Below are 22,574 nucleotides of genomic sequence, written 5' to 3' on the forward strand. Positions count from 1 at the left end.
TCGTATATGAAGTATGCTATTCACGAAGGGGACCAGTTTGGAAACAGATGATCGTTATCGCGCGCCTGCGCTGGACAAGGGGCTGGACATTCTCGAACTGCTGGCCAGTGTCGATGGTGGACTAAGCCAGGCCGAGATTGCCAAGCACCTCGACCGCAGCCCCAACGAGTTTTACCGGATGCTAGATCGTCTGGTGAAGCGCGGGTATGTGACCAAGCTGGAAGGTGACCGTTATTCGCTGACACTCAAGCTGTTCGGCCTTGCGCATCTTCATGCGCCGGTGCGCAGACTTGCTTCCTTTGCCACGCCTTTCATGCGCGAACTTGCTGATCGCTCGAAGCAGGCCAATCAGCTTGCTGTGTTTGATCGTGGTTCTGTCGTGGTGATTGCACAGCAGGAAGCCCCGGATTACTGGGGGATTTCGATCCGCGTCGGTTCGCATATCAGCCTTTTCGACACGGGTTCCGGCCATGTGCTTCTCGCCTTCCGCACGCCGGAAGAACGCAAGATGATGATTGCCGAATATGTCAAAGACGGCGAGAGCGGCAATCTCGATGAAAGCTTCTATGAGCGACTCGATCAGATTCGCGAACGCGGCTACGAAATGATGCCAAGTGCGCAGGTGGCTGGCGTCTACAACCTCTCTGCACCGATTCTCGGTCCTGACGGCTCCTGTATCGCAGCCCTCACCTGTCCTTATGTCACGCTCGTTAATTCAACGTTCGCACCTGACATCACACAGACCATCAGCCTGCTGCAAAAGACCGTCAAAGACCTCTCAAAGCTGGTCGGTTCCGATATCGGAACAACAGATTAATCCAGAGCGATAATTCTTATTTGAAAACTCTCTTCTTTTTTGAAAGTATGACATCGGAGGAGAGTTTTCATGATTATCGATACCCATCTGCATCTGATAGACAAAAGCGCGCTCAACTATCCATGGCTGGGAGACGTACCAGCTTTGAACCGCGATTTTCTGTTTGAGACCTATCGGAAGCAGGCTGAACGTTGCGGCATTAAAGCAGCATTACACATGGAAGTGGACGTTTCTGCCCCTGAAATTGTGGCAGAGACCGCTCACATTATGGCAATCTCGCGTCAAAATAATGGCTATATCAAGGGCGCAATAGCATCATGCCGCCCGGAAGAATCGGGATTTGCCGAATATCTGGAACAGAGCCGCAGCAATCCTTTCATCAAAGGCTTTCGCCGTGTGCTGCATGTCGTACCCGATAATGTCTCTGAGGGCGCTCTGTTTCGGGAGAATATCAAGCGGCTGGAAGGCACTGGCCTGACCTTTGATCTCTGCACACTCCCGCACCAGATCGACAAGGTTCTGGCGCTGGCAGATCTCGCCCCGGACGTGCAATTCGTGCTCGATCACTGCGGCGTTCCGGACATCAAATCAGGTGCGCTGGAAGTCTGGCAAAAGGGGATTGCCGAGATTGCGCAACGCGACAATGTGGTCGCCAAAATCTCTGGCGTGGTGGCCTATGCCGATGCTGAAAGCTGGACCGTCGACACGCTGCGCCCCTATGTAGAGCATGTGATTCAGTCATTCGGCTGGGAGCGGATTGTATGGGGAAGCGATTGGCCTGTCTGCACCTTAGCGAGTAACGTCGATGCCGGGCTTTCCACATGGGTGGCGACAACCCATACGCTGCTTAAAGGATGCAGCGAAGACGAAAAGGCACTGCTTCTTGCCGACAATGCGCAGCGCATCTGGAAAATTTAAACTTAAAGGCTGGCGAGTTTCTCGCCAGCCAATTTGTTGAATTAAAAGCTTTCGCGGAAAAGCCAGTTGAGATCGGCGACGACGACCTCCGCCTTCTCATTGTTCAGCAAGCCCTTATTGATACGCTCGGAAGCCGCTTCCTGAAACGGCATATAGCCATCGTGACGCGGACGCACCCATGCCCCTTCCAACGTTGCGCGCGTGTCGCGATAGAAGCCCGATGTTGCGTTGTTTACACCATCGTCTTCCCATGCTTCCGCATGTCCCGGCTGACCGTTGGACGCCGCGTAAAGCCCTTTCTGCACCTCACCGCTTGCAATCCAATAGGCGAAGTCGATTGCCGCTTCCGGATGCTTGCTGAAGGCTGAAACCGCAATACCCGTGCCACCCAGAGCCGATCCTGCAACGCCTGCTGGACCCGATGGAATATCGGCAAAACGGATCAGGCGATCGCGGAAGCCCGGCATGGCATAGTTCACATAGCCGTAAATCAGCGGTGAACAGGCGATTTCGGATTCTGGCTCTGCCATTTCCTCAAACACCGCAATCGGGTCCATGCCGAAACATTCAGGCTTAACCAGCGAAGCAACCTCGCGCAGTTGCTCAAAAGCTTTCGCGCCATCCTCAACAGCGATCAGCTCGCCTTCAACCGCGCAAGGCGTTCCGGCATTGGCAACGAGTGTATAAAAGCACATCAGCGAATGCGGCGAGCGGAGTGGCAGCAGGACTTTCCCGGCGCGCGCCAAACGCAGCACCTCGCCCCATGAGGTGGCTGGCTTGTCCATCAGGTCCGGACGCCATGCCTGAACCTGTGTTGCTGCATCCAGCGGAAACGCCCATTGCCGCCCCTGCCAGTTATAGCTTGGGAAGGATTCGCCCACAGAGCCAGCGGCAAGCTCTTTCAGTTCCGTTTCGCGGCCCGGCACATCAAGCGGCAGCAGACAACCTTCCTTGGTGATCTGGCCCACATGTGGATGGTCGATTACGATCATATCGAAATTGCGTGCCAGTTCCTCAACCGGAAAGGTCTCGAAATCCTGTAGCGACCTCTTTTCCCACTCGATTTCGACGCCCTTGTCAGCAAGCCATTGTTCGGCGCCTGCGACCATCGGATCATAGCCGCGCGGGTGGCTCCAGGTCATGCCTTTAAGCTTGATCGTGCTCATAGACCGAACTCCTCGCGGATTGCTTTGCTGTTTTCGCCAATGCGCGGCGCGGCGCGTGCCACCTTCGGGCGCTGTCCGTTGATGCGCAGTGGGGAACGTGTGGTGGTGATGGAAACATCATCTTCACGCGTCACCGTCTGGAGCATGTCGAGGGTTGAGAAACCTTCGCTTGCGAGCAGTTCTTCCCAGTTGAGAACGCGGGCGCACCAAATATCAGCCGGTTCCAGAATGGCGAGCCATTCATCGACGGTTTTCTCAGCAATGCGGGCAGCAATCAGCCGCTTAATCTCATCGCGTTTTGCGAAAGCAACTTTCGGATCGGCAATGAAAGGCGCAAGCGTATCTGTTTCAAGCAGTGGTGCCAGTTTCGCAATCGGCATCATGGCGATTGCGAGATAACCGTCCGCTGCCGGATAGACACCGTAAGGTGCTGCGAGATAGGCGTGGGCACTGCGGAAATCGGAACGCTTTGGCAGGCGACGGCCATCGTTAAGGTGGGTGGTCAGCACTTCAAACTGGAAATCAACCAGCGCTTCGAGAAGGCTGGTTTCGACATGAGAGCCTTTATTGGTGATGCCGCGGCGAACCAGCGCTGCGAGAATTCCCTGTGCGGCTGCAGCCCCTGCCAGCATATCGGCAACCGCCAGACCGAATGGAACCGGTCCCTGCCCTTCATCACCATTGAGCCACATGAGGCCCGAGCGTGCCTGCGCCAGCAGATCCTGTCCGGGACGACCGACCCATGGCCCCTCTTCGCCATAGCCGCTGATCGATGCATAGACGAGACGCGGATTGATTTCTTTGGCTGCCTCGTAATCAAGACCAAGTCGCTTGATGACACCGGGGCGGAAATTCTGGATCAGCACATCGGCCTGTGTGAGCAGCTTCTTCAATGCAGCCAGATCGTCGGGATTTTTGAGATCGATCGCAAGACTGTCCTTGCCACGATTGATCGCATGAAAAATCGTGGAATCGCCCCCGATTTCCGTGTCGCTCAGATAAAGTCTGCGCGAAAGATCGCCACCATCAGGCCGTTCAATCTTGATGACGCGCGCGCCCAGATCCATCAGACGCAACGAGCAATAAGGCCCCGACAGAAACTGGCTCATATCGACAACGACAAGCCCGCTCAGCGGCAGTTCGCTTTCCGACATCGGGAAATTCCCTCCTCATGAATTTCTTATGTAAATATAGTCTTCACATATGGATTTATAGAAGGCAAGGCTGAAATTGGGGTATTAGAGCGCATTTCGATCTGATTGGATCAGATCGGCGCTCTAATCTCTTATTTTGACGCGCATCTTTTTCCGATCGAAGCGGGATAAGAAATCAGTCCAGTGGACTGATTTCCCCGCGAAGCCGTTTCACACTTTTCGGGATGCGCTCTAATGCAAAAACGCCGCCCGGTGGGGCGGCGTTTTTAAGGAAATAAGAGATCAATCAGAGTGTCAATTCGACTTCATTGCTGGCCAGCTCCAGCAAGGTCCAGACGTGATCAGCGAATGAGTTCCACACTTCGATCCGGTAATGATCGGCATCCCACTTCAACAGAATGATCTGGGCATGATCGAAGATCGTGCGAGCAGCACCCGGAAAGCTCATCTTTGAGAGCTCAAGCGGGGAAGCGGCATTCAACAGCCATTCGGCTTGGGGGCCGGAAATGTCGATGCCGGTTTCGCGGTGACTGACTTCCGTCAGGCTGTGCGGCTCACTCTCGTAGAGCTTGGCAAAGGCCTGTGTAATGGCGTCCGCCTTGCTTTCATCTGCCCAGATATACCATTCATCCGGTCCGATACAGGCAACCGCAATATCGCCACTGCGCGTAAGGCCACCGATCTTAGCCGGGAGTTTTGCGCCCAGTGCCTTTTCAGCCAAGGCCAGTTTTTCTGGAGCAATGCGCAGGACAAAGCGGGCAGCGTCATCGGCTGCATGGATTTCCAGACGACCGGGAATGACGACCTTGCGGTTCGAATAAGGTTTTGTCTCAACAAGCATGGTTCAATCCTTATCCGTTCAACTTCTTGCCTTCGGGGTCATAGAAGACCATGCCCGAAACAACCGCTTCATGCACGCTACCATCAGGCATCGGCATATAAAGCGTTTCGCCCATGCGATCCTTGCCGCCAGAGACCACGGCCATCGCGATAGACCGGCCAAGCGCCTCGCTCCAATAGGACGAAGTGACATGACCAAGCATGGTCATAGGCAGCGTCTGTTTTGGATCAACGACAATCTGCGCGCCTTCTTCCAGCACCAGCTTCGGGTCATTGGTCAACAGACCCACAAGATGCTTACGATCTGATTTGAGCATATCCGGACGGGCCAGCGAACGCTTGCCAACGAAATCCGGCTTCTGCTTGCCCACGGCCCAGCCAAGGCTTGCATCATCCGGCGTTACCGTGCCGTCCGTATCCTGACCGACAATGATATAGCCTTTCTCCGCGCGCAGAACGTGCATGGTTTCGGTGCCGTAAGGCGTGATGTCATATTGCTGACCGGCCTCATAAAGCGCCTTCCAGAGCGACAGACCGTAACGGGCGGGCACGTTGATTTCATAGCCCAGCTCGCCGGTGAAGCTCATGCGGAAGAGACGCGCTGGAACGCCCAGGAATTTGCATTCCGCAACCGACATATGCGGGAAGGCTTCATCGGAAATATCCAGACCTTCAACCATTGGCGTAATGAGCTTGCGCGCATTCGGGCCATTGATTGCCACCACGGCCCACTGTTCAGTGGTCGAGGTCAGCCGCACTTTAAGGTCCGGCCACTCGGTCTGCAGATAGTCTTCCATCATATTGAGAACACGCGCGGCACCGCCGGTTGTGGTCGTCACATGGAAGCGATCCTGTGTCAGACGTCCAACAACACCGTCATCGCGGATGAAACCATCTTCGCCAAGCAGCAGACCATAACGGCAGCGCCCGACACCAAGCTTCGTCCATGGGTTGGTGTACATGCGGTTCATGAATTCCGCGGCATCCGGGCCGACCACTTCGATCTTGCCAAGTGTGGAGGCATCGAACATGCCAAGCGACTGGCGGGTTGCCTTGCATTCACGCGCCACGGCCTGATGCATGTCTTCGCCAGTTTTCGGGAAATACCATGCGCGACGCCACAGCGAGACTGGCTCGAAAGCTGCGCCATGCTGTTCGGCCCAGCTATCAATTGGCGTCTTGCGCGTAACATCAAACAGTTTGCCGCGATTATAGCCGCAAAATGCGCCAAAGGTCGTCGGCGTATAAGGTGGCCGGAAAGTGGTGAGACCAACCTGCGGCGTTGGACGCTTCAACGCATCGGCTGCTACAGCCAGACCGTTGATGTTCGAGGTTTTGCCCTGATCGGTCGCCATGCCGTTGGTGGTATAACGTTTAACGTGCTCGATAGAGTGGAATCCCTCGCGCACGGCCAGACGAATATCCTTGGCGGTCACATCGTTCTGGAAATCGATGAAAGCCTTAGCCTTGCCCGGATCACGATCCGTTGGCAATTCGCGAACACTCACACCATCACAGACGAAATCACCGGCAACCGCATATTCAGATGCCTTGACCTTATGCCCGGCATCCGAGGCCGCAGCTGCACCCGCTTCCGCACCCTCACGCAATGCGGCCTGTAGGTCGAAATTGCCATTGCCCGCACCCGCACAGCGGCTTTCCTCTGTACGTTCGCCCGGCAGATAGATCTGACGTGCTTCATCCCAGACGAGCGAGCCTTTTGTGTGCGAGAACAGATGCACGCTCGGATTCCACCCGCCAGACATCAGCAGCACATCACAGACAATCGTACGCGCAGCACCGACCGAGCCGTTAGAAACCGGATTAGCGCGAACCGACGACACGCGATGGCGCCCGCCTGTATCTGTTACAGTCCAGCCGGTCAGTGTTTCAATGCCGAGCATTTTTGCACGATTGATAAGGCTGTCGGCAACGCTTGAACGCACATCGATGATGGCCGGAATTTTTACGCCTGCGACCGCTAGATCGAAAGCCGCGAGCCATGCGCTGTCATGCGAAGTGACGACGACAGCCTGATTACCGACCTTAACGCCATAGCGATTGAGATAGGTACGCGCAGCGGAAGCCAGCATCACGCCCGGACGGTCATTGCCAGCAAAGACGAGCGGCTTTTCGATAGCGCCCTGCGCCAGCACCACCTGTTTTGCGCGCACACGCCACATGCGTTCACGCGGTGCATTGGTGGCAGGCTTGGCCTGATGATCGGTCAGGCGTTCACACAGGCCGACCATGTTCTGATGGTAATAGCCAATGGCCGTTGTGCGCGGCAAAAGCGTGACATTTGGATTGGCTTTGAGTGCAGCGATGGTCTCATTCAGCCAATCCCAGCTTGCGCGGCCATTGATGACCGGCTCTGGTTCGGAGAGAAGCGAGCCGCCAAATTCGGCCTGCTCGTCAACGAGAATAACCTTTGCGCCACTCTTTGCTGCCTCAAAAGCAGCCGCCAGACCGGCAGGTCCACCGCCAGCGATCAGCACATCACAGAAAGCATAGCGGCTGGCATAGGTGTCCGGGTCCGGTTCGGATGGCGATTTGCCAAGACCGGCAGCGCTACGGATGAAAGGCTCATAGACCTTGTTCCAGAAACTTTTCGGCCACATGAAGGTCTTGTAGTAAAAGCCTGCCGAGAAGAACATGTAGAGCGCATCATTGATCGCGCCGACATCGTGCTTCAATGATGGCCAGTGGTTCTGGGTTTCGGCTTTGAGGCCGTCATAGAGTTCCAGCACCGTGGCGCGAGTGTTCGGCTCATAGCGACCCGGTCCCCTTGAGACGCCCATCAGCGCATTCGGTTCTTCGGAACCAGCAGAGAGAATGCCGCGCGGACGGTGATATTTAAACGAACGACCGGCCAGATGTTCGCCATTGGCAAGCAAAGCGGAAGCCAACGTGTCACCTTCAAAACCGGAATAGGTCTTGCCGTTGAAGCTGAACCGCACGGACTTGGCCTTGTTAACACGGCCGTTGTTATGAATGCGCATATCGGTCATTATTTCGTCTCCGCAGCCGGAGTTTCTGCCAAAGCAGGACGGGATTCACCAGCCTTGTAGGTAGTGACAAACTTGTCGCTCACCGTGTCGCGCACCGCATTGAAGAAGCGACCGCAGCCGTTGATATGCCGCCAGCGTTCATAATGGGTGCCGCGTGGATTGGAACGCGTGAACAGGAAATCGCGCCATTCATCATCGGAAAGCGTCGATGGGTCGGCTGGGCGCGCAATATGCGCTTCGCCCGCATAGGCAAATTCCAGTTCCGGGCGTTCCATCTCGCAATAAGGGCAACGGATAAGAAGCATTTTGTGTTTCCCCTATCTGCTTAGTGAGCTACGGCGGCCGCAGCCGCTTCATCGATCAGGCGACCGGTGGTGAAGCGTTCAAGCGTAAATGGCGCATTGATCCAGTGTGGCTCGTCGCGGGCAATTGTATGCGCAAAGACATGCGCCGAACCCGGTGTCGCCTTGAAGCCACCCGTGCCCCAGCCGCAATTCACAAACAGGCCCGGAACCGGCGTCTTGCCAATGATCGGCGAACGATCCGGCGTCACGTCAACGATACCGCCCCATTTGCGCAGCATCCGCATACGGGTGAAGATCGGGAAGACTTCGCAGATCGCCGCAAGCGTATGCTCAATCAGCGGCAGGCCGCCGCGCTGGCTGTAGGACACATATTGGTCGGTACCGGAACCGATCACCAACTCGCCCTTGTCAGACTGGCTGATATAGGCATGAACCGTGTTGGACATGACCACGCAAGGGAAGATCGGCTTAACCGGCTCGGACACAAGCGCCTGCAACGGAAAGCTTTCAAGCGGCATGCGTACGCCTGCCGTATCCATGACAATAGATGTGCTGCCAGCAGCAGACACCGCCACTTTCTTCGCCTTGATGAAACCGCGTGGCGTATCAACGCCGGTCACACGACCCGATGCATCGCGACGAATGGCCGTAACCGGGCAATTCTGGATGATATCAACGCCGCGCTCCGTCGCACCGCGTGCATAGCCCCATGCAACCGCATCGTGACGGGCAACGCCGCCGCGCCGCTGCAAGGTGGCACCCACAACCGGATAACGCGCATTGGCCGAAATATCGAGCGGTGGGCAATATTCCTTCGCCTGCTCCTTGGTCAGCCATTCATTGTCGATGCCATTGAGACGATTGGCATGGATATGACGCTTGAAGCTCTGCACATCATGCACCGTATGCGCCAGCATCATCACCCCGCGCTGCGAGAACATGACATTGTAGTTGAGGTCCTGGCTCAAGCCTTCCCACAGCTTCATCGCATGTTCGTATAGATGCGCGCTCTCATCATAGAGATAGTTGGAACGGATAATGGTGGTGTTGCGCCCGGTATTGCCGCCGCCAAGCCAGCCTTTTTCGATGACCGCAACATTGGTGATGCCATGTTCCTTGGCCAGATAATAGGCGGCACCCAGACCATGCCCGCCAGCGCCGACAATGATCACATCATATTCGGCCTTGGGTTCGGCATTCGGCCATTGCGGCTTCCAGTTCTTGTTACCGGAAAGCGCGTTGCCAACGATAGAAGCTAACGAAAAGCGGGACATATACAAACCACCAGTCTTACGGTTCACGCTCCCATGTGGCGCATGAAAAACCTCTGTAGATATTTGTATTGGGTCGCAGACGATATCGACAGCAGGCTTGCGTCAAAAGACGTCATAAATACGACATCGGCACCATTTCGCGACATGATGCTTCATGGATGATTAGGCGTTGCAATTCGATCGGCAGCAAGCCAGTAGTAGCCGGGCATTTGATTGTTTCGACCAACGCTACGACTGGATTGCCAATGACCGACACACTGCCGCTTAAGCCGCTCGACCTGCCTGAAAGCGAATTCGCGAGTCTCGTGCCGAATGCCAGATTGCGGCAACAGTTCCAGTTCATTCTTGAAGTCGAAAAGCTGAAGCAGGTCATTCGTCGGACACCGCTGCTGGATGCGTCGCGCCGCGAAAACGATGCCGAACACACCTGGGAGCTGGTGCTGATGGCAATGGTCTTGCAGGAACATGCGAATGAGAATGTCGATCTGCTGCGTGTGCTCAAGATGCTGATCATCCATGACATCGTTGAGATCGATGCAGGCGATACCTTCATCTATGACGACGCGGGTGCACTCGATCAGGAAGAGCGTGAAATGCAGGCAACCACCCGGATATTCGGCATTCTGCCCGAAGATCAGGCGCTGGAATTCCGCGCCCTTTGGGATGAGTTCGAGGCACGCAAAACAGCAGAAGCGCAGTTTGCCCGCGCGATGGATCGGCTGCAGCCACTCCTGCACAACTTCTTCACAAGTGGCGGCACCTGGCATACGCCGGGCGTAACTGCGCCTGTGGTGCTTGACCGGAAGTCACCGATTTCCCACGCATCAGACACGCTTTGGGAAGCTGCACAGCGGATTATCGCGGAAGGTGTTGAGCGCGGATTTTTAAAGCAGAGCTGACCAGCGCCTGATTGGTCAAGCTTGGGTTTGGCAGATTTCTGGTTGTCCGAGACGACAACCAGATGGAACCGCCAAGTCCTTAATATTAGTAACTAATAATATTAGAAAGCTTCCAAATAGTTTTTATCATAATAGGACAATATTGTTGTCCTTTTCTCTTTTCTTTTATTGCGTGAAGCGCTACTCAAGCGTTCATAAACGCCTCTTTAAAGAGGGATAAAAGCAAGAAAGGTGATTTGATGACTAAGGAGAATCTACTCGAAAGCGCACTCGTTCGTCTGGACGAGGCTGCAAGCCACATCAATATCGATCCGGATGTTATCGAGAAGCTGAAATACGCCCGTGAAACGATGAAAGTGCGCTTGATGATCCGTATGGATGACGGTTCGCGCAAATCCTTTCTTGCATGGCGCTGCCGTTATGACGACACCCGCGGACCAACCAAGGGCGGCATTCGCTACCATCCCGAATCAACGGCTGAAGAAGTCGAAACACTCGCTTTCTGGATGACCTTCAAGTGCGCCGTCATGAACCTGCCTTACGGCGGCGGCAAGGGTGCAATCCAGGTCGACCCTCGCAAGCTTTCCAAGGCAGAACTTGAGCGCCTTTCGCGTGCCTATATTCAGGCTTTCTCCGGCATTATCGGCCCGGACCGCGATATTCCGGCACCGGACGTCTATACCAACTCCATGATTATGGGCTGGATGGCAGACGAATATTCGCAGATCGTCGGCCAGTCTTCGCCTGCGGTTATCACCGGTAAGCCACTGGCACTTGGCGGTTCGCTGGGCCGTAATGATGCGACCGCACGCGGCGGCTTCTATCTCGTTCGCCATCTGGCGCATGATCTTGGCCTTGCTTCGCAGCTTCGCGTCACCGTTCAGGGCTTCGGCAATGCCGGTCAGTTCTTTGCAAAACTGATGGCCAGCGACGGCCATAAGATCGTTGCCGTTTCGGATTCGTCGGGTGCTGTTTATTGCGCAAACGGTCTTGATCTTGACCTGTTGTTGAAAGCCAAGGATCAGGGCAAGTCGGTTGTTTCCACCGCTGGCAGCAACGGTCATGAAGCGATCAGCGCTGATGAACTGCTTGCAGTTGATTGCGATGTGCTTGCGCCAAGCGCCATGGAAAACATGATCCATGTCGACAACGCCGCTTCCATCAAGAGCAAGTTGATTGTTGAGCTGGCAAACGGTCCTGTGACGCCCGAAGCCGACAAAATTCTCGAGCAAAAGGGCGTTATCGTTCTACCGGATATTCTGGCCAATGCCGGCGGCGTGACGGTTTCCTACTTTGAATGGGTTCAGAATCGCCAGGGCTATTACTGGACGCTTGAAGAAATCCATGAGCGCCTGAAGACCATCATGGAACGTGAAGGCCGCGCCATCTGGAACCATGCCAAGCAACACAAGGTAACTGTTCGCTCGGCAGCCTATGTTCATGCGCTGGAACGCCTTGCACAGGCTATCGAGGCGCACGGCACGCAGAATTATTTCTCTGCCTGATTATATATTTCGAGACGGTCCCTCCTGTCAGCTATCTGACAGGAGGGAATTTCTAACCATCAAAATTTTTCAGCCTGATAATCGTATAATACTTGCCCAAAAGGCTCTTTGAATAGCGCCTCACCGTTCCTATATCCTGTAAAATCAGGAAACAGCGAGGAATGGGATGAATATCGGGCAAGCCGCCAAAGCATCGGGCATATCGGCGAAAATGATCCGCCATTATGAAACCATCGGGCTTATCGAGGCTGCCGACAGAACCAGCTCGGGTTATCGCGTCTATACGCAAAATGATGTCGAAACGCTGCGTTTCATCCGATCAAGTCGTGATCTTGGATTTCAGGTCGAACAGATCAAGGAACTGCTTGCCCTCTGGCGCGACCGCAATCGTGCATCTTCCGATGTGAAGAAAGTCGCATTGCAGCATGTCGAAGACCTCGAAGCCAAGATGAAGCAGTTGCAGAACATGGCTGATACGCTGCGTCACCTCGCCCATAATTGCCATGGCGACAACCGGCCCGATTGCCCGATCATCCATGAGCTTGCCAGCCACAGCGCACCGAAGGCCGTTCGCCCAGCCCCGCGCAAAGGCGAATTGTTGCACGGAAAAATCTGACGGGCGCCTTTGAGAGATAAGAGCATAAAAGCAAAACGCCGGGAATTTCCCGGCGTTTCTGTTTGATGTGCGCTGTCGATTACTTTTATACCAAGGCGGCTCAAGATGCTGACGCATCACGCCTTGAAAAAGTTCAATTGCCACTCGGGCTTAACCAAAACTCCATGAGTCATACTCATGGAGTTTTGGTATTACGCGCATCTCGGTCCGAAAGACGCGCTTTATTTCGGCAGCGTATAGGCAATCACATAGTCGCCCGGCTTGGTGCCGACCGAACCATGACCGCCCGCGACCATCAGCACGAATTGCTGATCACCGACGGTGTAGGTCATTGGTGTGGACTGACCGCCTGCAGGCAGACGCGCTTCCCACAGAACCTCACCATTGGTGAGATTATAAGCACGGAGATAATCATCCACCGCAGCACCCAGGAAGGCTACGCCACCAGCGGTGATCATCGGACCACCAATGCCCGGTACGCCCACCTTGAATGGCAGCGGAACCGGTGCCATGTCACGGATCGTACCGTTGCGGTGCTTATAGACCGTCTTGCCTGTGCGCAGATCGACACCCGCGACATAGCCCCATGGCGGCGACTGACACGGAATGCCCAGCGGGCTCAGGAATGGCCCCATGAACACGCCGTAAGGCGCGCCATCATTGCGGTTCAGGCCCTGTTCGCTGCCCTTCTCGTCCTGACCGCGCGGCGGAATATCCGCACGCGGCACAAGGCGCGAGGTGAAAGCGAGATAGGTCGGCATACCAAACATCACCTGACGCTCAGGGTCGACCGCCACGCTGCCCCAGTTGAAGACACCAAAATTGCCCGGATAGACAATCGTGCCTTTGAGAGAAGGCGGCGTGTAACGTCCCTCATAGAAATGCTTGTGGAACGCAATGCGGCAAGCGAGCTGATCGAACAATGTCACGCCCCACATATCGCTTTCCTTGAGCGGTGGCGGGCTGAATGTCAGATCAGAGATCGGTTGCGTTGGTGATGTGTGATCTTCCGGGATTGCGCCGGTCGGTGCTGCCATCTCACTGATCGGGATAATCGGCTCGCCAGTGCGGCGGTCGAGTACATAGAGATCGCCCTGCTTGGTCGGACCAACCAGCGCGGGAACGCCGTTGATGTCAAGCAGGACCGGCTGTGCTGGCACGTCCATGTCCCACAGATCGTGGTGGACGGTCTGGCGAACCCACTTCACCTGCCCGGTGTTCACATCCAGCGCCACGATGGACGACGAATATTTTTCGACATTTTCGCTGCGGCCCATGCCGAGTTGATCCGGCACCTGATTGCCAAGTGGAATGAAGATCAGACCAAGCTTTTCATCAACACTTGATACCGACCAGCTGTTCGGAGAATTGGTCGTATAGTGCTGGCCTTCCGGCAGAGGTGTGGTGACATCGGGATTTCCCGAATCCCAGTTCCACAGCAGCTCTCCGGTACGGATATCGAAGGCGCGAATGACGCCCGACTGTTCTTCAGTCGAGTAATTATCATTGACGGCACCGCCGACAATGATCTTGTCACCCACGACCGCCGGTGGCGAGGTTGAGTAGTAGTAACCTGCCGGATTATATTTCATGCCGTGGCTGAGATCGAGCGTACCGCCATTGGCGAAATCGGTGCAGATCTCGCCGCTTTGCGTATCCAGCGCGATCAGACGAGCGTCAGACGTCGGCAGATAAACGCGTTCTGAACATTTCGCACCAGCAGTTGCAGTCGAATCCTTCCAGTAGCTGACGCCACGGCAGGTCTGGTGCTGGCGATCGGTGTTGAAGCCGACCTTCGGATCGAACCTCCACTTTTCCTTGCCGGTCGCAGCATCAAGGGCGATAGCCCAGTTATGCGGCGTGCAAAGGAAGAGCGAGTCGCCGATTTTGAGTGGCGTCACCTGATAGGTGGTTTCACCCACATCTTCCGGCTGCTTCACATCACCGGTCTGGTATTGCCAGGCGACCTGAAGTTTGGAGACATTTTCAGGCGTTATCTGTGCAAGCGGCGAGTAGCGCTGTCCGTAAGGTGTGCGCCCATATTGGTGCCATTCACCATCAGGCACATTGCCACCGAGATCAGGCGTTGCGGCAACCTTTTCCGTTGGTAGGTTGCCATTGATGCTGGTTGGGTCCTGCGTCATCGAATAGCCGGCAACAACAAGTGCTGCGAGCGTCGCTATCGTGAGTGGCAAGCCACCGCCGTTCAGCGGCTTTCTGACCCATGGCGTGAGCAGCCAAAGGCCAAGCAGAACAATGATGCCGCCGGTTGAGCCAAGCCGCCACCAATCGAAGCCAACTTCATAAACCGCCCAGCCGAGCGCTCCAAGGATGACCAGCGCGTAAATCCAGAGCGCCAGAGAGCTTCGTTTGAGAAGAAAGAAGCCGGTCAGCAGAAAGCCTACAGCAATCGCTATGAAGGCCCAGCTGCCACCCAATGTGGCGAGGTAGATACCGGCTGCGCCGAGCGCAAGACCAATCAGTAAAAACAGAATAGACGTCAGAGAAACAAGCAAGACATTACCCCCTTCAAGTAGTGACTGCAGTCCCGCCGTGCATGACTGTTACTTGAAACAAAGATGCACGGATTAAACCGAATTCGATGCATTTCTGATTTGGGTAGGCCTCATATTGGTAGAAGTGTCGCAGCAAATTGATTGCTGCGCAACACGGCTTGCCTGCTCATCCACATAGGCGGCAAAATAAAAAATCCAGTGGCAAATGTTTAAAAGCAATATCGCCTGTCGGCAGCGAGAAGACTGCCGACAGGATAACCCTATAATCAGGCCATTGGGCTTTTGAAACTGCGCAGGCGCAAGGCATTGCTCAGTACGAAAATGCTAGAAAGCGCCATCGCACCTGCTGCCAGCACCGGCGAAAGAAGCGTGCCGGTAAACGGATAAAGAATACCAGCGGCAACCGGAATCAACGCCACGTTATAGGCAAAAGCCCAGAACAGGTTTTCGCTGATGTTGCGGATTGTGGCCTTTGAGATTGCAATCGCATTGACCACGCCACGCAGATCACCTGACATCAGCACAACATCAGCGCTTTCAATCGCAATATCGGTGCCTGTGCCAATCGCAATACCCACATCGGCGTAAGCCAGAGCTGGTGCATCATTGATACCGTCACCCACAAAGGCAATGCGCTTGCCCCCAGCCGAAAGGCGCTTCAAAGCTTCGACCTTGCCGTCCGGCAGCACTTCCGCAACCACTTCATCAATGCCAAGGCGCTTGGCAATCGCCTGAGCAGTGCGGCGGTTGTCGCCGGTAATCATCGCGACTTTGAGACCCTGCTCATGCATGGCAGCAATGGCGGCAGGCGTGGTTTCCTTCATCGGGTCGGCAACCGTGATAATGGCAGCGAGCTTGCCGTCGATTGCTGCATAAAGCGGGGTCTGGCCTTCATCGCCAAGACGGCTCGCATCATCCGCAAACACCGCTACATCCAGACCGAGCTTTGCCATATAGCGATCAGCACCAATGGCAACTTCACGACCCGAAACGCTGGCCTTAAGCCCGAAACCGGGAACGGACTCAAAGGCCGAAACATCGGCAAGCTTCAGTCCCTTTTCCTTTGCAGCCGTCACAATCGCATCAGCAATTGGATGTTCGGAACGTGCTTCCACCGCTGCAACCAGCGCCAGGGCTTCATCCTTATCGATGCCATCGACAACAGCGAAATGCGCCAAAGCCGGCTTACCTTGTGTCAGCGTGCCGGTTTTGTCGACCGCAATCACCGATGCATCACGCAGCGTTTGCAGCGCGTCACCACGACGGAACAGAACGCCAAATTCTGCAGCGCGACCCGTGCCCACCATGATCGAGGTCGGCGTTGCAAGCCCCATGGCACATGGGCAGGCGATAATGACAACCGCAATAGCATTGACCAGCGCGTAGCCCATCATGGCTGTGCCGCCGATAACCAGCCATGCAATGAAAGTAAGGACCGCAGCAGCCATAACTGCAGGCACGAACCAGCCAGTGACCTTATCAACCTTGGCCTGAATGGGCAGCTTGTCAGCCTGCGCGTCCTCAACCATCCGCACGATCTGCGAGATGACCATATCGCGGCCAACCTTGGTTGCACGGAATGTGAAGGCGCCGGTTTTGTTGATCGTGCCGCCGACGACTTCCGCGCCCTCTTCTTTGGCAACGGGTACGGGTTCGCCGGTAATCATCGATTCATCCACAAAGGACGAGCCTTCGATCACCTCGCCATCGACGGGGACTTTCTCGCCCGGACGCACCTGAACGACATCGCCGACCCGCACATCTTCAAGTGGCACATCGATCGCGTCGCCATTGCGGAGCACGCGGGCCGACTTGGCCTGCAAGCCAACGAGACGGCTGATCGCAGCCGAGGTTCGGCCCTTGGCACGAGCTTCCAGATAACGGCCAATCAGGATCAGCGTGACAATGACAGCAGCGGCCTCGAAATAGACGTTGACTGTTCCTGCCGGCAGAATATCCGGCCAGAAGGTTGCAACGACAGAAAAGCCCCATGCGGCGGCTGTTCCGACAACCACCAGCGAGTTCATGTCGGGTGCGGCACGCAGAAGGGCCGGAATGCCTTTCTTGAAAAAGCGCATACCCGGGCCGAAGAGGACAAGTGTTGTCAGCACAAACTGGAAATACCAGCTGTTCTGCATTCCAATCGTGTCCATGACGAACATGTGCACCGCTGGAACGATATGCGATCCCATTTCAAGAATGAAAACCGGCAGGGTCAGAACCGCAGCAAGGATGACGTTCTTTTTCAGCTCAAGCGCTTCCGCATCGCGCTTGTCAGATTGCGTTTCCTGCTTGGCATCGCTGCGTGCCTCTTCAAGAGAACGCGCTTCATAGCCCGCGGTTTCAACCGCCTTGACAAGATCACCAAGCGGCACCTGGCCAGCCAATTCGACATGAGCGCGTTCGGTCGCGAGATTAACGCTGGCGCGGGTTACGCCTGGCACGGCATTCAATGCCTTTTCAACCTTGCTCACACAGGAGGCGCAGCTCATGCCTTCAATGGCGAGATCGGCACTTCCTGATGGCACATCATAGCCTGCCTTGCGGATCGCGTCGATGACTGCTGGCATGTCGGGTGCGGCCTTGAAGGTCACATCGGCGCGCTCGGTTGCAAGATTGACAGACACCTTGTCAACGCCCGGTACTTTCGCGACAGCCTTCTCAACAGATGACACGCAAGAGGCACAGCTCATGCCCTCGACGGGAATGGCGAAACTTGTGTTTTCGGATTTGACTGGCTTGTTCATGGCAATCCCTTCTTCTGCGCATCGTGCTTTCCGAAGATCGTTGCCGATTTTTGAGCCGATGCTGCAGCCCCTTTTTAAAGGGCTAGATACTGAGTTGCATCATAAGTAACCCTTCCCACCGTTGGAAGGTCAAGCCTTATTCATAAATGATTTTCAGATGGCCATTTCGTTCTGCGGCTGCATTACAGCGAGGATTGATCCGCAGCGGGTCTGGATGAATTCGGGCACCTCAGCTGCAGGCATCGGACGCCCCATCAGGAAGCCCTGCACCTCGCCGAAATTCTGCTTGCGCAGGCATTCAAGCTGCTGCGTGGTTTCCACGCCTTCAGCAGTCGTTACAATCCGAAAACCAGCGCCCAGCGTGGCGACCGCCTGAATGATCGCGAGATCACGGGTATCGACTTCGATGCCCGATACAAAACTGCGGTCAACCTTGATCTTGTCGAACGGGAACGAGCGCAGATAGCTGAGCGATGAATAGCCAGTGCCAAAATCATCCATGGCGATCCGCACACCCAGGCGACGCAACTCAAACAGCAGTTCGATATTGTGTTTGCTGTTTTGCAGGAAAACGGATTCCGTGATTTCAAGTTCGAGACGTTCTGGAGATAAAGCCGCCTCATCAAGCGCTTCCGTGACGGAATCGAGCAGCGTCGTCTGATTGAACTGCACCGGAGAAAGATTGACCGAAACTTTGATCTCATCCGGCCAGGAAGCTGCCTGACAACAAGCCTGTCTCAGCACCCAATCGCCGATGGGGCCGATAAGCCCGGCTTCTTCTGCAATCGGAATGAACTCAACCGGCGAGACCATGCCCAGCGATGGATGACGCCAGCGCAGCAGGGCTTCAAACCCGGATATACGACCTGATTCCAGATTGAAGATCGGTTGGTAATGCAGCTCGAACTGCTTCGCGGCCAAGGCCACCCGCAGATCAGTTGTCATCGCATGGCGTTTCTCAACAGCCAGTCGCAGCGAATGTTGGTAGAAGCGGAACGTTCGCCGACCATCCGCCTTGGCGGCATAAAGCGCCAAATCAGCATTGCGCATCAGCACGTCGGTATCTTCACCATGCAGAGGCGCCTGAGCGATACCAAGACTGCAAGACACGAATTCCGTCGTATCACCGAGATCAAACGGATCCTGAAAAGCTGAAAGAAGGCGGTCCGCAAACATGGCAATCTGCGAAATCGCATCGCTGCGATAGATGATGGCGAATTCATCGCCACCAAGTCGCGCGAGAAACTGATCGCAAGTCGTGATGTTCTTAAGACGCGTCGCCACCTGATTGAGCAGCAGATCACCTATCTGGTGGCCCCTGCTGTCATTAATGGTCTTGAAGTGGTCGATGTCGAGATAGAACAGCGCAAACGCCGGAGCGCTGTCGCCCTTTTTCAGAATATTTTCAATATATTGCGAAAAATAGGCACGGTTCGGCAGGTCCGTCAGACTGTCGTGCATGGCGATATGCGTCATGCGCTGTTCAGTCTCGCGTCGCTCAGTAATATCTTCGACAAGCCCGATCAGGTAACGCGATTTATCGCCTTCAACAGGTGGAATGGGACGTTTGATGATCCGCATCCGGCGCGGTGTGCCGTCAGCACAACGAATATCCCGCTCAATCGTCAACACATCGCCGCGGCGCATTGCCAGCCGATCCTGCTGCGTCAGAAGCTTTGCTTCCTCGCTTGGGAAAATTTCGGCGTCGATCGAGCCAACTACATGGTCGATATTGTGACCGCTGATCGTGGACGCTGCCTGATTGTAGAGAACATATCGGCCTTCGTCCTGCATATCCTTGACGAAAACACCAAGCGGCATGTTGTTGACCAGTCCATCAAGCAGAGACTGCACATGACTTGCCTGCCGGGTCGCCTCTGCCAGTTCGGTCATGTCTTGAACGATTGCCAGAATGACCTGCTTGCCGTCGAAGACGACCTGGCGTCCGTAAGTGAGAACCTCGATGGTTTCGCCGTTGGCTTTGAGATGCTGCCAGCGTTCGGGACGCTCAAGATCGCTTCTGTCGCGCACGGCTGCAAACATCCGCTCCCGCTCGGTCTGCGGACGGATATCAAGCACTGTCATGCCGGGGATTTCGTCTGCAGAATAGCCGTAAAGCGCATGGGCCGCTTCATTCATGACAATGAATGCTAGCGTTTCAGGATCATAGACCCACATGGGTGTCGGATGAGTTGTAAAAAGAATACGGAAATCCTCGTCGGATGTGCGCACCATCGCATCACCCGAGTGAGCCTCACCGGCTTCCCGCTTCCTCATCATTGGTCCCTCATCAGACAAATCCTGACTGGATGTTTTCCGCTCTCATGCGAGAGTTAACCCGGAGAATCAGATCAAACTGTCTGTAGCAGGACGATGCAATCCGGTGGATAGCTTACAGTATATAATTTTAACAAATTATATACAAATTATCAAAATCCCTAATTTAGCGCCTGCAATTTGTCGTTTTACAGTCTCTTGACCGGCCTGCTGTTCCGGCCTATGCTTAAGACACAAAATTCGTTGGGGTGCCTTCGAAGCAAGATCAGGAAAAGCGCTAAACGGTTTTCCATCCGACCTTGCGACACAAAAGGCTGAGAGACGCTGACCGCGTTAACCCATTGAACCTGATCCGGGTAATACCTGCGTAGGGAACGGAGTTTGGCGCGTCGCGAACAAGGAGGATTTCATCTTCCGTGGGGCAAAGCCCCAAAACCCGTTCATGACGTCTCAATTTTCCGTTCGGAATGAGAGACGACATGATGGACTTAAGACAAAGCCTCTCCCGAACAAAAGCAAGCAGCAGCAATGGTGCATCCGTGCCTATTTGCGTGACTATTGCTGGCTCCGACAGCGGCGGCGGTGCTGGCATTCAGGCTGATCTAAAGAGCTTTTCAGCACTGAACGTCTATGGTGCAAGCGTCATTACAGCGATCACCGCACAGAACACATTAGCGGTCACAGCAGTCCACGATGTTCCGTCTGAAATCGTTGCGGCACAGATTGATGCAGTCTTCAGCGATCTCAATGTGGCTTCGGTCAAGATCGGCATGGTGTCGGTGCCGGAAACCATTCAGACAATCGCCAAAGGCCTTGGGCATTTCTCTGGGCCGGTGGTTCTTGATCCGGTGATGGTGGCGAAATCCGGCGACAGGCTTTTGAGCGAAACCGCAATCTCGACATTGCGCGAAAAACTGATCCCGCTTTCATGCCTTCTGACACCAAACCGACCGGAAGCAGCTTGCCTGCTCGATTGTGCCATCGCGCGAAATAATGATGAGGCGGAAGAACAGGGGCGCGCTTTGCTCAAGCTTGGTGCAAAGGCTGTGCTGATGAAAGGCGGGCACGCTGAGGGCGACATCTGCACCGACCTTCTCATCCGTGCAAATCTGCCGACGATCCAGCTGGAAGCGCCGCGTATCTACACGCAGAACACCCATGGCACCGGATGCACGCTTTCATCAGCAATTGCAGCGGGACTTGGCAAGGGGCTTTCGATGGAAAAGGCCCTTCGTGAAGCGCACAGCTATCTGCAAGCGGCCATCCGGTCCGCTAACACGTTGCAGGTCGGAAGCGGGCACGGCCCCGTGCATCATTTCCACGCCTTGTGGGAGATTGCATAATGCGCGTCACCATCATCGGCGCGGGTGTTGCAGGTCTTGCCTGTGCCGCAGAATTTAGTGACCAAGGCCACGCCGTCACTGTGGTTGCCAAAAGCACCGCAATCGGCTCCGACAGTTGCTCTTGGTTTGCAGGCGGAATGCTGGCCCCGTGGTGCGAAGGCGAGAGTGCGGAAGAGCCCGTCGTCAGGCTGGGGCAAGAAGCGATTAGCTGGTGGGAACGGCATGTTTCGACAGTCCACCGCAAGGGCACGCTCGTCATTTCCCACACACGCGATACGACTGAACTGCGCCGCTTCGCCCGTCGCACGGCAGCCTTCGACACAATTGATTCCGAACAGATTGATGCACTGGAGCCGGACCTTGCAGGCCGTTTCCGGCATGGGCTTTTCTTTGCTGAGGAAGGCCACCTCAATCCGCGCAATACACTGATCGAACTTGCCGAAAACCTGCAAAAGAAAGGCGTCGTCTTTCATCTCGGGCAAGATGCGAAAGATGTAAAAATCGACACCGATATCACCGTCGATGCGCGTGGTCTGGCAGCGCGCGATCAATTGCAGGAGCTGCGCGGCGTAAAGGGCGAAATGCTGGTGGTTCGCTCCCGCGACATCAATCTTTCACGCCCTGTGCGCCTGCTGCATCCGCGCATTCCGCTCTACATCGTGCCGCGCGGTGACGGCATTCATATGATCGGGGCAACCATGATCGAAAGCGATGAGAGAGGCGGCATCAGCGTTCGCTCGACGCTGGAAATGTTAAGCGCCGCCTATGCGCTGCATCCGGCATTTGGCGAAGCGGAAATTCTGGAAACCGGCGTCGATGCCCGCCCCGCCTTCCCCGACAACCTGCCGCGTGTGCGCAAGCGTGGCCAGACAATCTATGTCAACGGGCTTTACCGGCACGGCTTTCTGCTCTCGCCTGCTGTTGCACGCATGGCGGTTGCGGCAGCAACCAAGACCGAACAACAACCTGAACTTCTGGAGAACCTGGCATGACCATCGTTTTAAATGGCGAGGTCTTTGAGACCAAAAGCGCCAATCTTTTCGCTCTGCTTGCAGAAATCGAACTTGATGAAGCGGTGGTCGCAACCGCGCTCAATGGCGAATTCATTGCAGGCGATGAACGCGAGGAAACGCTGATCGGCGAAGGCGATCGCATCGAAGTGCTCGCGCCGATGCAGGGAGGCTAA

Annotated in this window: 17 protein-coding genes and 1 riboswitch; of the genes, 8 read left to right on the forward strand and 9 right to left on the reverse strand. The window is 55.3% G+C overall.

Annotation, left to right across the window (positions count from 1 at the left end):
- The first annotated feature begins 13 nt into the window (after positions 1-13).
- Together ABWV94_RS04800 and ABWV94_RS04805 are read left to right on the forward strand one after the other, a co-directional pair.
- The gene (locus tag ABWV94_RS04800) at positions 14-817 is read left to right on the forward strand and encodes an IclR family transcriptional regulator (RefSeq protein WP_064320110.1); all 804 of its coding nucleotides are present in this window, start codon (positions 14-16) and stop codon (positions 815-817) included.
- Positions 818-886: 69 nt separating this feature from the next.
- Complete coding sequence (locus ABWV94_RS04805; RefSeq protein ID WP_113496021.1) at positions 887-1,735, forward strand: amidohydrolase family protein; 849 nt, start codon at positions 887-889, stop codon at positions 1,733-1,735.
- 41 nt (positions 1,736-1,776) lie between these two features.
- On the opposite strand, the gene ABWV94_RS04810 is transcribed toward ABWV94_RS04805, so the two are convergent.
- From ABWV94_RS04810 to ABWV94_RS04835, 6 genes are all read right to left on the reverse strand, one after another.
- Complete coding sequence (locus tag ABWV94_RS04810) at positions 1,777-2,901, reverse strand: extracellular solute-binding protein (RefSeq protein WP_113496022.1); 1,125 nt, start codon at positions 2,899-2,901, stop codon at positions 1,777-1,779.
- Complete coding sequence (locus ABWV94_RS04815; RefSeq protein WP_113496023.1) at positions 2,898-4,055, reverse strand: CaiB/BaiF CoA transferase family protein; 1,158 nt, start codon at positions 4,053-4,055, stop codon at positions 2,898-2,900. The genes ABWV94_RS04810 and ABWV94_RS04815 overlap by 4 nt, the downstream gene beginning before the upstream one ends.
- 286 nt (positions 4,056-4,341) lie before the next feature.
- Positions 4,342-4,896 (reverse strand): sarcosine oxidase subunit gamma, encoded by a 555-nt coding sequence (locus ABWV94_RS04820; protein WP_113496024.1) that lies wholly within the window; start codon positions 4,894-4,896, stop codon positions 4,342-4,344.
- 10 nt (positions 4,897-4,906) lie between these two features.
- Positions 4,907-7,906: a sarcosine oxidase subunit alpha gene (locus ABWV94_RS04825; protein WP_353412735.1), complete on the reverse strand. Its 3,000-nt coding sequence runs from the start codon at positions 7,904-7,906 to the stop codon at positions 4,907-4,909.
- Positions 7,906-8,211: a sarcosine oxidase subunit delta gene (locus ABWV94_RS04830; RefSeq protein WP_105519127.1), complete on the reverse strand. Its 306-nt coding sequence runs from the start codon at positions 8,209-8,211 to the stop codon at positions 7,906-7,908. Before ABWV94_RS04830 ends, ABWV94_RS04825 begins: the two co-directional genes overlap by 1 nt.
- Positions 8,212-8,231: 20 nt before the next feature.
- Positions 8,232-9,485, reverse strand: coding sequence for a sarcosine oxidase subunit beta family protein (locus tag ABWV94_RS04835; RefSeq protein WP_064320104.1), 1,254 nt, complete (start codon positions 9,483-9,485; stop codon positions 8,232-8,234).
- A 245-nt stretch (positions 9,486-9,730) separates the two neighbouring features.
- Between ABWV94_RS04835 and ABWV94_RS04840 the strand changes: the two genes are divergently transcribed.
- The 3 genes from ABWV94_RS04840 (at position 9,731) to cueR (ending at position 12,505) form a co-directional block, all read left to right on the forward strand.
- Positions 9,731-10,384: an HD domain-containing protein gene (locus tag ABWV94_RS04840; RefSeq protein WP_113496026.1), complete on the forward strand. Its 654-nt coding sequence runs from the start codon at positions 9,731-9,733 to the stop codon at positions 10,382-10,384.
- A gap of 239 nt (positions 10,385-10,623) precedes the next feature.
- Positions 10,624-11,889, forward strand: coding sequence for a Glu/Leu/Phe/Val family dehydrogenase (locus tag ABWV94_RS04845; protein ID WP_007873387.1), 1,266 nt, complete (start codon positions 10,624-10,626; stop codon positions 11,887-11,889).
- 166 nt (positions 11,890-12,055) lie between these two features.
- Positions 12,056-12,505: a Cu(I)-responsive transcriptional regulator gene (gene cueR / locus ABWV94_RS04850; RefSeq protein ID WP_007873386.1), complete on the forward strand. Its 450-nt coding sequence runs from the start codon at positions 12,056-12,058 to the stop codon at positions 12,503-12,505.
- A gap of 221 nt (positions 12,506-12,726) precedes the next feature.
- Here cueR and ABWV94_RS04855 read toward each other — a convergent pair whose 3' ends face one another.
- The 3 genes from ABWV94_RS04855 to ABWV94_RS04865 all read right to left on the reverse strand — a co-directional run bounded on the left by ABWV94_RS04855 (position 12,727) and on the right by ABWV94_RS04865 (position 20,045).
- The gene (locus tag ABWV94_RS04855) at positions 12,727-15,021 is read right to left on the reverse strand and encodes a glucose/quinate/shikimate family membrane-bound PQQ-dependent dehydrogenase (RefSeq protein ID WP_113496027.1); all 2,295 of its coding nucleotides are present in this window, start codon (positions 15,019-15,021) and stop codon (positions 12,727-12,729) included.
- A gap of 266 nt (positions 15,022-15,287) precedes the next feature.
- A complete protein-coding gene (locus ABWV94_RS04860; RefSeq protein ID WP_113496028.1) occupies positions 15,288-17,768 on the reverse strand; it encodes a heavy metal translocating P-type ATPase in 2,481 nt (826 codons plus the stop codon).
- A gap of 153 nt (positions 17,769-17,921) precedes the next feature.
- Positions 17,922-20,045, reverse strand: a complete 2,124-nt coding sequence (locus tag ABWV94_RS04865; protein WP_409558561.1) for a putative bifunctional diguanylate cyclase/phosphodiesterase — start codon at positions 20,043-20,045, stop codon at positions 17,922-17,924.
- A 234-nt stretch (positions 20,046-20,279) separates the two neighbouring features.
- A riboswitch (TPP riboswitch) is annotated at positions 20,280-20,436 on the forward strand.
- Positions 20,437-20,527: 91 nt separating this feature from the next.
- On the opposite strand from ABWV94_RS04865, the gene thiD reads away from it, so the two are divergent.
- From thiD to thiS, 3 genes are read left to right on the forward strand one after another with little or no spacing between them, the layout of a single operon-like run.
- Positions 20,528-21,388, forward strand: a complete 861-nt coding sequence (gene thiD, locus ABWV94_RS04870; RefSeq protein WP_113496205.1) for a bifunctional hydroxymethylpyrimidine kinase/phosphomethylpyrimidine kinase — start codon at positions 20,528-20,530, stop codon at positions 21,386-21,388.
- Positions 21,388-22,380 carry a glycine oxidase ThiO gene (gene thiO, locus ABWV94_RS04875; protein WP_113496029.1) on the forward strand — a complete coding sequence of 331 codons (993 nt, stop codon included), beginning with the start codon at positions 21,388-21,390 and terminating at the stop codon, positions 22,378-22,380. Before thiD ends, thiO begins: the two co-directional genes overlap by 1 nt.
- Positions 22,377-22,574, forward strand: a complete 198-nt coding sequence (gene thiS, locus ABWV94_RS04880; RefSeq protein WP_007873380.1) for a sulfur carrier protein ThiS — start codon at positions 22,377-22,379, stop codon at positions 22,572-22,574. Before thiO ends, thiS begins: the two co-directional genes overlap by 4 nt.

Source organism: Brucella sp. NBRC 12953, assembly GCF_040369775.1.
GTDB lineage: Bacteria > Pseudomonadota > Alphaproteobacteria > Rhizobiales > Rhizobiaceae > Brucella > Brucella pseudogrignonensis.

Bases quoted from the DNA above. Each gene is read 5' to 3' on its own strand.
- thiS (WP_007873380.1), top strand. From the start codon at position 22,377: ATGACCATCGTTTTAAATGGCGAGGTCTTTGAGACCAAAAGCGCCAAT.
- ABWV94_RS04840 (WP_113496026.1), top strand. From the start codon at position 9,731: ATGACCGACACACTGCCGCTTAAGCCGCTCGACCTGCCTGAAAGCGAA.
- thiO (WP_113496029.1), top strand. From the start codon at position 21,388: ATGCGCGTCACCATCATCGGCGCGGGTGTTGCAGGTCTTGCCTGTGCC.
- ABWV94_RS04835 (WP_064320104.1), bottom strand. From the start codon at position 9,485: ATGTCCCGCTTTTCGTTAGCTTCTATCGTTGGCAACGCGCTTTCCGGT.
- cueR (WP_007873386.1), top strand. From the start codon at position 12,056: ATGAATATCGGGCAAGCCGCCAAAGCATCGGGCATATCGGCGAAAATG.
- ABWV94_RS04860 (WP_113496028.1), bottom strand. From the start codon at position 17,768: ATGAACAAGCCAGTCAAATCCGAAAACACAAGTTTCGCCATTCCCGTC.
- ABWV94_RS04820 (WP_113496024.1), bottom strand. From the start codon at position 4,896: ATGCTTGTTGAGACAAAACCTTATTCGAACCGCAAGGTCGTCATTCCC.
- ABWV94_RS04865 (WP_409558561.1), bottom strand. From the start codon at position 20,045: ATGAGGAAGCGGGAAGCCGGTGAGGCTCACTCGGGTGATGCGATGGTG.
- ABWV94_RS04805 (WP_113496021.1), top strand. From the start codon at position 887: ATGATTATCGATACCCATCTGCATCTGATAGACAAAAGCGCGCTCAAC.
- thiD (WP_113496205.1), top strand. From the start codon at position 20,528: ATGGACTTAAGACAAAGCCTCTCCCGAACAAAAGCAAGCAGCAGCAAT.
- ABWV94_RS04800 (WP_064320110.1), top strand. From the start codon at position 14: ATGCTATTCACGAAGGGGACCAGTTTGGAAACAGATGATCGTTATCGC.
- ABWV94_RS04825 (WP_353412735.1), bottom strand. From the start codon at position 7,906: ATGACCGATATGCGCATTCATAACAACGGCCGTGTTAACAAGGCCAAG.
- ABWV94_RS04815 (WP_113496023.1), bottom strand. From the start codon at position 4,055: ATGTCGGAAAGCGAACTGCCGCTGAGCGGGCTTGTCGTTGTCGATATG.
- ABWV94_RS04830 (WP_105519127.1), bottom strand. From the start codon at position 8,211: ATGCTTCTTATCCGTTGCCCTTATTGCGAGATGGAACGCCCGGAACTG.
- ABWV94_RS04845 (WP_007873387.1), top strand. From the start codon at position 10,624: ATGACTAAGGAGAATCTACTCGAAAGCGCACTCGTTCGTCTGGACGAG.
- ABWV94_RS04810 (WP_113496022.1), bottom strand. From the start codon at position 2,901: ATGAGCACGATCAAGCTTAAAGGCATGACCTGGAGCCACCCGCGCGGC.